This window comes from Ruegeria sp. YTSC003 (assembly GCF_059609785.1).
The window spans coordinates 114,366-127,055 of sequence record NZ_JBXWMK010000006.1; the positions used below are offsets into that span (position 1 = coordinate 114,366).

The 12,690-nt window shown below is 56.6% G+C and carries 12 protein-coding genes; 2 read left to right on the plus strand and 10 right to left on the minus strand.

The genetic code is table 11. From position 1 onward, the window contains the following. Nucleotides 1-80 precede the first annotated feature (80 nt). On the plus strand, nt 81-1,118 hold the full coding sequence (locus AC2FFH_RS12950) for a sterol desaturase family protein (RefSeq protein WP_496778933.1): 1,038 nt from the start codon (nt 81-83) through the stop codon (nt 1,116-1,118). A 126-nt stretch (nt 1,119-1,244) separates the two neighbouring features. On the opposite strand, the gene AC2FFH_RS12955 is transcribed toward AC2FFH_RS12950, so the two are convergent. Further along, nucleotides 1,245-1,838 carry an NAD(P)H-dependent oxidoreductase gene (locus tag AC2FFH_RS12955; protein ID WP_496767555.1) on the minus strand — a complete coding sequence of 198 codons (594 nt, stop codon included), beginning with the start codon at nt 1,836-1,838 and terminating at the stop codon, nt 1,245-1,247. 102 nt (nt 1,839-1,940) lie between these two features. Here AC2FFH_RS12955 and AC2FFH_RS12960 point away from each other — a divergent pair, with 102 nt between their 5' ends. Continuing rightward, the gene (locus AC2FFH_RS12960; RefSeq protein WP_496767553.1) at nt 1,941-2,519 is read left to right on the plus strand and encodes a TetR/AcrR family transcriptional regulator; all 579 of its coding nucleotides are present in this window, start codon (nt 1,941-1,943) and stop codon (nt 2,517-2,519) included. A 19-nt stretch (nt 2,520-2,538) separates the two neighbouring features. Here the strand turns inward: AC2FFH_RS12960 and lpdA are convergent, their stop codons facing one another. The 9 genes from lpdA to sucC all read right to left on the minus strand — a co-directional run bounded on the left by lpdA (nt 2,539) and on the right by sucC (nt 12,674). Further along, entirely contained in the window at nt 2,539-3,927 is a 1,389-nt protein-coding gene (gene lpdA, locus AC2FFH_RS12965; protein ID WP_496844548.1) for a dihydrolipoyl dehydrogenase, read from the minus strand. A gap of 89 nt (nt 3,928-4,016) precedes the next feature. Then, complete coding sequence (locus AC2FFH_RS12970) at nt 4,017-4,406, minus strand: MAPEG family protein (RefSeq protein WP_496767549.1); 390 nt, start codon at nt 4,404-4,406, stop codon at nt 4,017-4,019. Between the two features lie 83 nt (nt 4,407-4,489). Continuing rightward, nucleotides 4,490-4,759, minus strand: coding sequence for a hypothetical protein (locus tag AC2FFH_RS12975; protein WP_058273540.1), 270 nt, complete (start codon nt 4,757-4,759; stop codon nt 4,490-4,492). A 2-nt stretch (nt 4,760-4,761) separates the two neighbouring features. Further along, on the minus strand, nt 4,762-6,276 hold the full coding sequence (odhB, locus tag AC2FFH_RS12980; RefSeq protein ID WP_496767547.1) for a 2-oxoglutarate dehydrogenase complex dihydrolipoyllysine-residue succinyltransferase: 1,515 nt from the start codon (nt 6,274-6,276) through the stop codon (nt 4,762-4,764). Nucleotides 6,277-6,279: 3 nt separating this feature from the next. Continuing rightward, the gene (locus AC2FFH_RS12985; RefSeq protein ID WP_496767546.1) at nt 6,280-9,237 is read right to left on the minus strand and encodes a 2-oxoglutarate dehydrogenase E1 component; all 2,958 of its coding nucleotides are present in this window, start codon (nt 9,235-9,237) and stop codon (nt 6,280-6,282) included. Beyond that, the gene (locus AC2FFH_RS12990) at nt 9,234-9,776 is read right to left on the minus strand and encodes a DUF805 domain-containing protein (protein ID WP_496725827.1); all 543 of its coding nucleotides are present in this window, start codon (nt 9,774-9,776) and stop codon (nt 9,234-9,236) included. The genes AC2FFH_RS12985 and AC2FFH_RS12990 overlap by 4 nt, the downstream gene beginning before the upstream one ends. A gap of 34 nt (nt 9,777-9,810) precedes the next feature. Continuing rightward, the gene (locus AC2FFH_RS12995) at nt 9,811-10,512 is read right to left on the minus strand and encodes a hypothetical protein (RefSeq protein WP_496844549.1); all 702 of its coding nucleotides are present in this window, start codon (nt 10,510-10,512) and stop codon (nt 9,811-9,813) included. Nucleotides 10,513-10,515: 3 nt separating this feature from the next. Then, complete coding sequence (gene sucD, locus AC2FFH_RS13000) at nt 10,516-11,397, minus strand: succinate--CoA ligase subunit alpha (protein ID WP_496725829.1); 882 nt, start codon at nt 11,395-11,397, stop codon at nt 10,516-10,518. Nucleotides 11,398-11,480: 83 nt separating this feature from the next. Continuing rightward, complete coding sequence (gene sucC / locus AC2FFH_RS13005) at nt 11,481-12,674, minus strand: ADP-forming succinate--CoA ligase subunit beta (protein WP_058278788.1); 1,194 nt, start codon at nt 12,672-12,674, stop codon at nt 11,481-11,483. Between the last annotated feature and the right edge of the window lie 16 nt (nt 12,675-12,690).

The window sequence follows — 12,690 nt, forward strand, 5'->3', positions numbered from 1 at the left end:
ACAAATCGTCACGGAATTGTCACTAGTGTGGACAAATGCTCGGCCAAAATTAAGGATGTAAAAAACGATCCGAGGCCACAATGCAGCAGTTACAATCCCTTCTGAACTCGTTTTTTGAACACGTTCGGAATGTACTTATGTATCCGTTCGATCCCGTTAATCGAATCTACTACGTTTATTTGTGCAGTTCGGTTTTGATCGCGTTCTGGATTTACGTCAGAAATCGAAAAAACACATCTGAGGTTTTGGGCGAAAAGAGCTTTGTTGGTTTTCTGTTCCCTAAAAAGGTCTGGAGGCACCCATCAGCTTGGCTTGATGTCCGATACTTCTTTTTTCATATGTTTATTGGTCACTTCTTGATGATTGGCCTGTCCGCTGCTGCTGCGGCTCTGTCCTACTATTGGGCGAGCGGCGGGTTCAGTATCAATGAAGCTGCTCCGGCACAATCCTTAGAGGGTTGGACAGGCGCCGGTATCACCGTTGCGTATATGGCTGTACTGTTCCTTGTCGCAGATTTTCTTGGCTTTTTTGCGCACTATCTACAGCATAAAATCCCGCTTTTGTGGCAATTTCACAAAGTCCATCACAGCGCTGAAGTGATGCACCCGATTTCCAACTTCCGCGAGCATCCGATTGATAATTTTTTTTACAATATTTTGATTGGTTTGGGCGGGGGGGCTATCACCGGCTTCACTTTCCGGATCTTGGGGTATCACCCCAACCTACCTGTTATTTTGGGCGTTCCGGTTTTTATGTTCCTGTTTAACTTCGCGGGCTATAATTTGCGCCATTCCCATATATGGCTGCGTTGGCCCGGTGTTTGGTCAAAAGTATTTCCGTCACCCGCGCATCATCACGTGCATCACAGCTGTCACCCGGATCACCTGGACAAGAACTTTGCTTTCATGTTCCCATTCTGGGATGTGGTTTTCGGCACTTACGTGATGCCTGAAGACAACAGGGACGTGAAATTTGGTGTAACGGAAAAGGACAACGGCCTGAGGTTGGACTCTTGCCTGAAACTGTACGTGTTGCCGTTCCAGGATGCGTGGCGTCTGTTCCGGCCCAAAAAGCCGTCGGCTCAATCTAACTCTGTCACCAACGAGCCAGCGGAATAATGTTAATCGGTCGACCACCCGGTTGCGCCCGGGTTGTCCCATATTGAATTCACTATTGGATCGACCTGCCGCCGTAGGCGAGCGCAACTTTATGAGCGGCCTTGAATAGGTCGGGTAAGCACGGGATCAGGCTGCCGCGGCACCGATCCGGGCTACCTTTGATATCCAACGATCCACGCTGCCGGGTTTGGGATAGCTGGCGCCCGAAAAGTAAGTGAACCGGGTCGGTTTGAAGCCGACAAATCCCAGAATCTGATCGCGGATCTGGCGGATCAGGGCTTGCCTGTAGATCAAACGCATGAACCAGCCCGGCGTGTCCGAGGTCAGGATGACCCGCGCTGTGCGCCCTGTCAGCATAGGTGCTGGAAAGCCGATCCTTGTAGTATTCCGCGTGTCGAAGGTGCGTCCGGGGATGAATGCCCGGTCAATCAAACCTTTCAGCTTGGCCGGCAAGCCGCCCCACCACATCGGTGCCGTCAGGACAAGGTGTTCGCTCCATTCAAGATCCTGCAGCACTTGTTCCAATGCGGGTTCCAACGGTTTGAAGTCCTCATAGTTTCCCTGACCGAAGTCATGGTCAAATTGCAGGTCGCTTAGGTGAATCATGCGAACGTCGTGCCCCTGTCGTTTGGCCGCGTCAGCATAGGTTTCAGCAAATGTTCGGGACAGGCTGGTTTCGCCTGGGTGTCCGTCGAGGATCAGGATTTTCTTAGGTTGCATCGCGAATCTCCAAAAATGACCATGGTCAGTTTATAAGTGGAAAAAATGACCACGGTCAATTAAAAAATTTGACCACGGTCAAAAAACATGCGAACAGGGCATATGCAAAAAACAGTTCAAAAGAGAACCCTTAAAACGCGCGCCCGATTAATTGAGGCGGCAGAGGACGTTATCGAAAGAAACGGCTATCAGGCTTTGCGAGTGGAAGACGTGGTTCAGGCAGCCGGGGTCGCAAAGGGAACCTTTTTTGCGCATTTCCGGGACAAAGACGCGCTGATGGAAATGCTGATTGGTGAGAGGCTGGTTGCCTGTTTCGATCAGGTCGAACAGGGCCCCGCCCCACGCACAGCCCCCGAAATCGCCGATGCCCTGCAACCGATCCACGCCTTCATGACGTCAGAGCGTTATGTGTTCGATCTGATCATCCGGTACTCAGGCGCTACCGCAATAACCGAGATCGGGCCCATAGCGCGTTGCTTCGAACGCTATGTCCGACTGGTCGCTGGTTGGTTGGAAACCGCGAAGGTGCGCAAGGACATTTCCCCCGACTTGTTGGCCGAGGGGGTTCAGGCTTTTGCTATTCAGTCAATGTCGCTGAAGTTCTGCGCTCTGCATGAAGCAGAGAGTTTTTCAGACAGGTTGGAAATCTATCTGGACGCGTGGTTAACCCCGGCAACCTGACGGCGGCCGGGGTTTAATATTAACTGTGAATCGGTCCGTCGCCACAGGCCAACGCAGCCTCACGCACGGCTTCCGAATAAGTTGGGTGGGCGTGGCAGGTCAGGGCCAGATCTTCGGCCGAGGCGCCGAACTCCATCGCCACACAGACTTCATGAATCAGATCGCCCGCACCGGGGCCGATGATGTGGCAGCCCAGAATGCGATCAGTTTCCTTGTCGGCCAGGATTTTGACAAACCCATCGGTCATTAAGTTCGCTTTGGCGCGGCCGTTGCCCAAGAACATAAACTTGCCGACCTTATAGGCGCGCCCCTGTTCTTTCAGCGTCTCTTCGGTTTCGCCAACATTGGCGACCTCGGGCCATGTGTAGATCACACCCGGGATGACGCCGTAGTTCACGTGCCCATGCTTGCCCGCAACCTGCTCGGCTGCGGCCATACCTTCATCTTCGGCCTTGTGCGCCAGCATGGGGCCTTCGGTCACGTCACCGATAGCGTAGATGCCCGGCACGTTTGTCTGCCAATCGGCCCCCACCTTGATCTGACCACGCGGTGTCATTTCAACACTCAACGCTTCCAGACCCAAACCATCCGAGTACGGTTTGCGCCCGGTGGCGACCAGAACTGTATCAGCTTCGATCACATGTTCGCTGTCATCCTTGCGCAGCTTGTAAGTCACTTTGGCCTTGGTCTTGGTGGCTTCGGTCTTTTGAACCGCCGCACCCATGACAAATTTAAGGCCTTGTTTCTTGAGGATGCGCTGGAAGGTCTTCTGAACTTCGGGGTCCATGCCGGGGGTGATCGCGTCGAGGAATTCGACCACAGTCACCTCAGCGCCCAGACGCTGATAGACCGAGCCCAATTCCAGTCCGATCACGCCCGCGCCGATCACCACCAACTTCTTTGGAACCTTGTTCAGGGACAAAGCTCCGGTCGAAGTCACCACAACCTTTTCGTCCACCTCGACACCGGGCAGAGAGGACGGTTCGGACCCGGATGCGATGATGATGTTCTTTGCGGTGTGAACCTCATCACCCACTTTGACCTGACCCGCGGCAGGGATCGAGCCCCAGCCTTTCAACCAGTCGATCTTGTTTTTCTTGAACAGGAACTCGATACCCTTGGTATTGCCGTCGATCGTTTCCTGCTTGTAGCCCTGCATCTGTTTCCAATCGACCGAGGGGCTTTTGCCCTTCAGGCCCATCTTGGCAAAGTTATGCTCGGCCTCGTGCAGTTGATGGCTGGCATGCAGCAGCGCCTTGGACGGGATACAGCCCACGTTCAGGCACGTGCCGCCCAGAGTTTCACGCCCTTCGACGCAGGCAGTCTTCAGGCCCAGCTGAGCGCAACGGATGGCGCAAACATAGCCGCCGGGGCCTGATCCGATTACGATAACGTCATAATTTGCCATGTGTCAGGTCCTTATCGATTACGGGGATGGCGACATTTGTATGCGCGCCAGGGCGTTTCCCCATTACTTTATCCACGCCAGCGACTGAATCAAAAGACAGCCGCCAGCAACATTACGGTGTTGGCCAACAAGCCAACAATCCAAATCACAGTTCGCCAAGGCGTCCAACCCAATGCGTAGGCGGGGACGTAGAGGATGCGGGCGATCAAATAGATCCAGCTACAGGCCGCAGTGAGCCCGTTCGACTGGCCCGAAACCGTCACGACAAGCGCCGCAATTGCGAACAGAACCAACCCTTCGGTGTGGTTGCTGAGGGCACGGTGCAGACGCCCCGAAACCCCCGGTTTGTCAAAAGGAATATCTCGCGGGCCAACCGCAAGGCCAAGGTCAATCTTACCGTGCCCGGCAGCCAGATAGACCACGAATTGCGCGACCCAAAGTAATGCGGCAAGGGTCAGGACGGTTAGTTCCGTGGTCATCCAGTGGTTCCCTTTGAGCTGTCGAAAGTCATCGCGTTACCCGTTTGTGCCGCGCCCCCAATGGGAGGCGCAGCCTAATGCTTTCAGACAGGGTCCAGAACCTTGGTCTGGATATGTGCCACGCCACCACGTTCGTGGTGCATGGCCAGCTCTTCGGATTCGATGAAGCTCTGGGCTCGGTCGAGATCGGTGATCTCGAACAACGCGACCGCGTGGTCCTTGCGATCAGGGTCTTTCCAGATATGGAGGTCGCGGATGCCCGCGGCCTCTCTCATCGGTTTGTCTTCTTCAAACACCTTCAGCCAGACATCAAAGTCGGCCACGTCGGCTTGCCAGAGTACATGTGTCGCCATGATTACAGATCCATCAGCAGACGGCGCGGGTCTTCCAGCGCCTCTTTCACACGTACAAGGAACGTCACCGCGCCCTTGCCGTCAACAATCCGGTGGTCATAGGACAGTGCCAGATACATCATCGGGCGGATCTTGATCTCACCATTGATGACCATCGGACGGTCCTGGATCTTGTGCATGCCAAGGATACCCGATTGTGGTGGGTTCAGGATCGGCGACGACATCAGCGAGCCATAGACACCACCATTCGAGATAGTGAAGGTGCCGCCCTGCATCTCTGCCATGGACAATTTGCCATCACGGGCGCGCTTGCCCTTTTCGGCGATGGCTTTTTCGATATCGGCAAAGGACATGCTGTCGGCGTCTCGGATGACCGGAACAACCAGACCCTGAGGCGTACCGGCGGCGACGCCCATGTGAACGAAGTTCTTGTAGACGATGTCTGTGCCGTCAATCTCGGCGTTGACTTCGGGAACCTCTTTCAGCGCGTGGCAGCACGCCTTGGTGAAGAAGGACATAAAGCCCAGCTTCACACCGTGTTTCTTCTGGAACAGGTCTTTGTATTCGTTGCGCAGGGCCATCACCTCGGTCATGTCCACCTCATTGAAGGTGGTCAGGATTGCAGCCGTGTTCTGCGCATCCTTCAAACGCTTGGCGATGGTCTGGCGCAGGCGGGTCATCCGCACGCGCTCTTCACGGGCCGCATCCTGCGCAGCAACCGGTGCCCGTGGCGCTTGTGCCGGGGCCGGAGCTGCCGCAGCGGGCGCCGGGGCAGCTGCTGTTGCCGCTGCTCGGGCCACATCTTCTTTCATGATCCTGCCATCCCGACCGGTGCCGGTGACCTGATCCGCAGACAAACCTGCCTCTGCCATAGCCTTTTCGGCGGACGGGGCGTTGGCAATGTCCTTGCCGGTGCTTGCTGCTGCAGCCGGGGTTGCTGCCGCAGGAGCCGGAGCAGCAGCTGACCCAGCCGCTGCGCCTGCAATCACCGCCAGTTTGGCCGAAGCTTCGACTGTCGCGCCTTCGGGGGCGACGATTTCTGCCAGAACGCCTGCAGCCGGGGCGGGAACCTCGACCGAGACCTTGTCTGTTTCCAGCTCGCACAGCATCTCATCCTGCGCGACGCTGTCACCGACCTGCTTGAACCATGTCGAAACAGTCGCTTCGGTCACGGATTCACCCAAGGTTGGCACCATCACGTCGACACTGCCGCCCGACGCCACCGGAGCTGCCGCCGCAGTCGGGGCCGGAGCTGCTGCCGGGGCAGGGGCTGCGCCTTCGCCTGCGGCAATAGTGGCCAGCAGCGCGTCAACGCCAACGGTTTCACCTTCGGCGGCGACGATTTCGCCCATCACGCCAGCAGCGGGAGAAGGAACTTCGACTGTGACCTTGTCGGTCTCCAACTCGCACAACATTTCATCAACGGCTACGGCGTCGCCGGGTTTTTTGAACCATGTCGCAACCGTGGCTTCGGTCACCGACTCGCCAAGCGTGGGAACTCGAACTTCAATGGACATCGATTATTTTCCTTCAATGCTCAGCGCTTCGTCGACCAGCGCTTCTTGTTGGGCTTTGTGTTGGCTGGCCAGACCCGTCGCGGGAGAGGCCGATGTGGCGCGGCCGACATAACGCGGCCTGGTGTGCTTGGCACCGATGCGGGTCAGAACCCACTCGATATTCGGCTCGATAAAGGTCCAGGCGCCCTGGTTCTTGGGCTCTTCCTGACACCAGATCATCTCGGCACCCTTAAAGCGCTCAAGCTCGTTGATCAGCGAATGCGCCGGGAAGGGATAGAACTGCTCGATCCGCATCAGATAGACATCGTCGATACCGCGCGCATCGCGTTCTTCCAGCAGGTCGTAGTAGACCTTTCCGGAACACATCACCACGCGTTTAACCTTGTCGTCCTTGACCAGTTGGGTGTCCGAATTTCCTTGTTGTGCGTCGTCCCACAACACGCGGTGGAAGCTAGAGCCTGTGGTGAACTCTTCTGCCTTGCTGACCGCCATCTTGTGGCGCAGCAGCGATTTCGGCGTCACCAGGATCAGCGGCTTGCGGAAGGTGCGGTGCAACTGACGGCGCAGGATGTGGAAATAGTTCGCCGGTGTCGTACAATTGGCCACGATCCAGTTGTCCTGACCACACATCTGCAGGAACCGTTCCAGACGTGCGGACGAGTGTTCCGGTCCTTGCCCTTCGAAACCGTGCGGCAACAGGCAAACCAAACCGGACATCCGTAGCCACTTGCTTTCGCCCGAACTGATGAACTGGTCGAACATGATCTGCGCGCCGTTGGCAAAATCGCCAAACTGTGCCTCCCACAGGGTCAGTGCATTTGGCTCGGCCAACGAAAACCCGTATTCAAAACCCAGAACCGCATATTCGCTGAGCATCGAGTCAATCACTTCGTATTTAGACTGGCCTTCGCGAATGTTGTTCAGCGGATAGTACCGCTCTTCAGTTTCCTGATGCACAAAACCCGAATGACGCTGGCTGAACGTCCCGCGTGTCGCATCCTGCCCTGACAGGCGGACAGGATAGCCTTCGGTCAGCAGCGAGCCGAAGGCCAGTGCCTCTCCAGTGGCCCAATCAAATCCTTTGCCGCTTTCGAACATCTGTTTCTTGTGATCCAGAAGACGCGCGACGGTCCGGTGCACTGCGATATCTTCGGGTGCGTGGCTCAGCGCGTTGCCAATTTGGGCCAGTGTTTCTGGTTTAATTGCAGTGTCGCCGCGGACATATTCTTCTTTGTTTTTGTCCAGATGCGACCAACGCCCGTCCAGCCAGTCAGCCTTGTTGGGTTTATAGTCCTTGCCCGCCTCGAACTCATCATTCAGATGGGCCTGGAAGGCGGCCTTCAAATCCTCGATCTCACCCTCGGGAATCAGGCCATCTTTGACCAAACGTTCGGTGTACAGCGACAGCGTGGTCTTATGTGTCTTGATCTTCTTGTACATGATCGGGTTGGTGAACATGGGCTCATCGCCCTCGTTATGCCCGAACCGGCGATAGCAGAAGATATCGATGACAACGTCCTTGTGGAACTTCTGACGGAACTCGGTCGCCACTTTGGCAGCGTGGGTCACAGCCTCGGGATCGTCACCGTTTACATGGAAGATCGGTGCCTCAACCATAAGGGCAATATCTGTGGGGTAGGGGCTGGAACGGCTGAAATGTGGTGCGGTGGTAAAACCGATCTGGTTGTTCACCACGATATGCATTGTGCCGCCGGTCTTGTGGCCCTTGAGGCCGGACAGGCCGAACCCTTCGGCCACAACACCCTGACCAGCAAAAGCTGCATCACCGTGCAACAGGATGCCCATGACCCTGGTGCGATCTTCGTCGCCCAACTGATCCTGCTTGGCGCGGACCTTGCCCAGTACGACCGGGTTCACCGCCTCAAGGTGAGACGGGTTTGCTGTCAGCGACAGGTGGACGGAATTGCCATCAAACTCGCGGTCGCTTGAGGCCCCGAGGTGGTATTTCACATCGCCAGAACCATCTACATCTTCGGGTTTGAAGCTGCCGCCTTGAAACTCGTTGAAGATGGCGCGATAGGGTTTGCGCATCACGTTGGCCAGGATGTTCAACCGGCCGCGATGGGGCATACCGATGACGATATCACTGACACCCAGCGCACCGCCGCGCTTGATGATCTGCTCCATCGCGGGGATCAACGCCTCGCCTCCGTCCAGACCAAACCGCTTGGTGCCCATGTATTTCACGTGCAGGAACTTTTCGAAGCCTTCGGCCTCGACCATCTTGTTCAGGATCGCCTTGCGGCCTTCCTTGGTGAACTGGATTTCCTTGCCATACCCTTCGATCCGCTCTTTCAGCCATGCGGCTTCTTCCGGATTTGAGATATGCATGTACTGTAGCGCGAACGTACCGCAATAGGTCCGCTTAACGATCTCGACAATCTGGCGCATGCTGGCCATCTGCAAACCCAGCACGTTGTCGATAAAGATCGGGCGGTCCATGTCGGCTTCGGTAAAGCCATACGTCTTCGGGTCCAGCTCGGGGTGAGTGCTGGCGGCACGCATGCCCAACGGGTCCAGTTCAGCGGCTAGATGGCCCCGGATGCGATAGGCCCGGATCAGCATCAGGGCGCGAAGACTGTCCAGAACCGCACGTTTGATCTGATCTTCGCTTACCTGAACGCCCTTGGCCTCGGCCTTGTCCTTGATCTTGTCGCCCGCTGCCTTAGCATCGATTTCGGCCCATTCTCCCGTCAATGCACCAGTCAGATCATCCGTCGGCATCGGAGGCCAGTCGGTCCGTGCCCAGGACGGCCCTTCGGCCTCGCGCTGGACGTCCGGTGTGGCGTCGCCCATCTGCCGGAAGAACTCGACCCAGGCAGCATCCACCGCGTTCGGGTCCTTGGTGTACTGGGCATATAGCTGCTCCAGATATTCGGCATTATGCCCCTGCATAAAGCTTGAGGCATGAAAGGCAGAGTTGGGCGTATGTTCGGTCATTGGGCTACCTCATGTGGGTTGGGACCGTATTGATTGGTGCCTGGCTGGCTGGGGCGGGTCAGCCACCACAGAACCAGGAGGGGCGACACAAACAAAACAAGCAGTGTCGGGATAACGACCAGCAACGTGGCGCGGGTGAACAGGATGTCCAGATTGCCGCCATGCTGGAAACTGGAGGCAAGGCCGATGCCGAAGAACAGAACCGCCCCGGCACCGAGGATCAGCAGGATCGGTAGCAAGGCAAAAAGCCCGCTGCGCCCGGTATCATGCATCCGCCGCCACGCGACGGCCAGATGAGGGAAAAATACGATCAGGCCAACGATGCTTTGTACTGGCGCAGAGGACGTGGCGGTGACGGCTTTAACCTCGTCGGTCTGGCTGACCGAGACTTGCGTGAAGAACTGCCAGTCGATGATCCCGGCGATGATGTTCCAGATCACGATGAACAGGAAAAAGAACCAGTATTCGGGCCGTGAGGCACGCCCCGAGAAGGTGAAGAACTTGGAGAAACAGGTGCGGATGGCGTCAGAGAAGGTCATAGCAGTCCCAATCTGATCTCAAGACCGAGAGACATTATTCATCCCCCTTCTTGTTTTCAGCATGTTGCCAAACCGAGGCTACAACCATGAGTTCTCCGGGAAACTCTCGTTGGAGTGCCACGCTGATGCGCGCAGTGTCCCAAAGGTAAACTTCTACGCTTTGCTCAATACCATTTTTGTAGTTGTCCCAAGCTCCAATCCGAGCCACAAGTGAGTTCCCAGAGCCAGATGACTTAAGATTTCGTTGCACATGTGCGAAGAGACCCGGCGAAGTTTGTTGCGTATAGAAAAAGGTGCAAGATGTTCTTTCAAACTTTCTATGGTTTTCAGTTTGCACACTAACTAAATCTTGCGTGGAACGGTTCCTCAAAACAGCGCCACCCGAAAAGTCTGAAGCGGAAGCGTTGCGAGCCATCTGTTGCTCGACGCGCTTAGTCGCAATCTTGGCGGTTTCTTCGAAGGATTGCTGCCTATGGGGGTTATTAGGTCTCTGGGCTTTAAACAGGAAATGCTCGGTCGAAAGCACTTCTTTTTCTTCTGCCGAGAGTTCGACTGGCATTAATCGTTGCCAGCCGAGACGTTGCAATTTGGCGTAAGCCGACTCTTCATCCAATTGCATGCACGCGAATGCGGCACGCTCAATGGCGGTTTGTGCAACTGCTGGACTCGTGAAGTTCACGACAGCACCTATGCAAATGGTCAAACCCCAATGGATGCTGAGCCGGTCGAGGGTCATGCCTTACCCAATCGCTTCCAGCACGGCCTCACCCAGCGTTGCCGGGCTTTCCGCCACAACGATACCGGCTGAGCGCATGGCTTCGATCTTGTCCTCGGCACCGCCTTTGCCACCGGCGACAATCGCGCCCGCGTGGCCCATGCGGCGGCCCGGAGGGGCTGTGCGGCCTGCGATGAAACCGGCGGTCGGCTTCTTGCGGCCTTTCTTGGCCTCATCCGCTAGGAACTGCGCGGCTTCCTCTTCGGCCGAGCCACCGATCTCACCGATCATGATGATCGACTCGGTTTCGTCATCGGCCAGGAACCATTCCAACACGTCGATATGCTCGGTGCCTTTGATCGGGTCGCCGCCGATACCCACGCAGGTGGACTGACCCAGGCCTACGTCTGTTGTCTGTTTCACAGCTTCATAAGTAAGCGTACCCGAGCGGGAAACGACACCCACACTCCCGCGTTTGTGAATGTGGCCGGGCATGATGCCGATCTTGCAGGCGTCGGGCGTGATCACACCGGGGCAGTTCGGGCCGATCAGGCGTGACTTGCTGCCCTCTAGAGCGCGCTTCACCTTCATCATGTCCAGAACCGGGATGCCTTCGGTGATGCAGACGATCACCTCCATCTCGGCATCAATCGCTTCTAGGATCGAGTCTGCCGCAAAGGGCGGCGGCACATAGATCACGCTGGCGTTGGCTTCGGTCACATGCTTGGCCTCGTGGACCGAGTTGAATACGGGCAGGTCAAGATGGGTCATCCCGCCTTTGCCGGGGGTCACGCCGCCGACCATCTTGGTGCCATACGCGATGGCCTGTTCGCTGTGGAATGTGCCCTGCGAGCCAGTAAAGCCCTGACAGATCACTTTGGTATTTTCGTCGATGAGGACTGCCATTTGGCATTCTCCTGTTTTAAGCGGGCCTGAGCCTGCCTGAATTCGTCGGAAAGGTGGGCAAATCCCACCCCACGGAATTGGGATTAGCCTTTGACGGCCTTCACGATCTTCTCGGCACCGTCTTTCAGGTTGTCCGCCGCGATCACGTCCAGGCCAGAGGTGTTGATGATCTCTTTGCCCTTCTCGACATTCGTGCCTTCAAGACGCACAACCAGCGGAACTTTGAGGCCGACTTCTTTCACCGCGGCGACAACGCCCTCGGCAATCACGTCACAGCGCATGATGCCGCCGAAGATGTTGACCAGAATGCCTTTGACCTGCGGGTCCGAGGTGATGATCTTGAACGCTTCGGTCACTTTCTCTTTGGTGGCACCACCACCAACGTCGAGGAAGTTGGCAGGCTCGGCGCCATACAACTTAATAATGTCCATTGTCGCCATCGCCAGACCGGCACCGTTCACCATACAGCCGATCTCACCATCCAGCGCGATGTAGTTCAGGTCGTACTTAGAGGCTTCAAGTTCCTTGGGGTCTTCCTCGGTCGTGTCGCGCAGCTCGGCAATATCCGGATGGCGGTAAACCGCGTTACCGTCAAAGCCGACCTTGGCGTCCAGCACTTTGAGGTCGCCCTTGTCGGACACGATCAGCGGGTTGATTTCCAGCATCTCCATGTCCTTCTCGACGAAGGCGGCGTACAGCTGGCTCATCAGTTTGACGCACTGTTTGACCTGCGCGCCCTCCAGCCCCAGCGAAAAGGCGATGCGGCGGCCATGATAGGGCTGATAGCCTGTTGCCGGATCGACCGAGAAGGACAGGATTTTCTCGGGCGTTGCAGCAGCAACCTCTTCAATGTCCATGCCACCTTCTGTGGAGCAGACGAACGAGATGCGGCTGGTCTGGCGATCCACCAGCAGGGCAAGGTACAGTTCACGTTCGATGCCGGAACCGGCTTCGATGTAGATGCGGTTGACTTGCTTGCCCGCGGGGCCGGTTTGATGCGTGACCAACGTACGGCCCAGCATCTTCTTGGCTTCCTCGGATGCTTCTTCCACCGACTTGGTCAGACGAACACCGCCTTTTTCACCGGCGTCAGCCTCTTTGAAGGAGCCCTTGCCACGGCCACCCGCGTGGATCTGTGCTTTGACAACCCAGAGCGGGCCATCCAGCTCACCGGCTGCGGTTTTGGCTTCCTCAGCGCGCAGAACCGCGCGACCTTCGGAGACCGGAGCGCCATAGCTGCGAAGAAGCGCTTTGGCCTGATATTCGTGAATGTTCATCGAAACTGTCCTGTCT

What these genes read in the sequence shown, in the direction of transcription:
- AC2FFH_RS12985 (WP_496767546.1), bottom strand. Translation starts at nt 9,237, where the DNA reads ATGACCGAACATACGCCCAACTCTGCCTTTCATGCCTCAAGCTTTATG.
- AC2FFH_RS12955 (WP_496767555.1), bottom strand. Translation starts at nt 1,838, where the DNA reads ATGCAACCTAAGAAAATCCTGATCCTCGACGGACACCCAGGCGAAACC.
- AC2FFH_RS12950 (WP_496778933.1), top strand. Translation starts at nt 81, where the DNA reads ATGCAGCAGTTACAATCCCTTCTGAACTCGTTTTTTGAACACGTTCGG.
- sucD (WP_496725829.1), bottom strand. Translation starts at nt 11,397, where the DNA reads ATGGCAGTCCTCATCGACGAAAATACCAAAGTGATCTGTCAGGGCTTT.
- AC2FFH_RS12970 (WP_496767549.1), bottom strand. Translation starts at nt 4,406, where the DNA reads ATGACCACGGAACTAACCGTCCTGACCCTTGCCGCATTACTTTGGGTC.
- sucC (WP_058278788.1), bottom strand. Translation starts at nt 12,674, where the DNA reads ATGAACATTCACGAATATCAGGCCAAAGCGCTTCTTCGCAGCTATGGC.
- AC2FFH_RS12975 (WP_058273540.1), bottom strand. Translation starts at nt 4,759, where the DNA reads ATGGCGACACATGTACTCTGGCAAGCCGACGTGGCCGACTTTGATGTC.
- odhB (WP_496767547.1), bottom strand. Translation starts at nt 6,276, where the DNA reads ATGTCCATTGAAGTTCGAGTTCCCACGCTTGGCGAGTCGGTGACCGAA.
- AC2FFH_RS12990 (WP_496725827.1), bottom strand. Translation starts at nt 9,776, where the DNA reads ATGACCTTCTCTGACGCCATCCGCACCTGTTTCTCCAAGTTCTTCACC.
- AC2FFH_RS12960 (WP_496767553.1), top strand. Translation starts at nt 1,941, where the DNA reads ATGCAAAAAACAGTTCAAAAGAGAACCCTTAAAACGCGCGCCCGATTA.
- AC2FFH_RS12995 (WP_496844549.1), bottom strand. Translation starts at nt 10,512, where the DNA reads ATGACCCTCGACCGGCTCAGCATCCATTGGGGTTTGACCATTTGCATA.
- lpdA (WP_496844548.1), bottom strand. Translation starts at nt 3,927, where the DNA reads ATGGCAAATTATGACGTTATCGTAATCGGATCAGGCCCCGGCGGCTAT.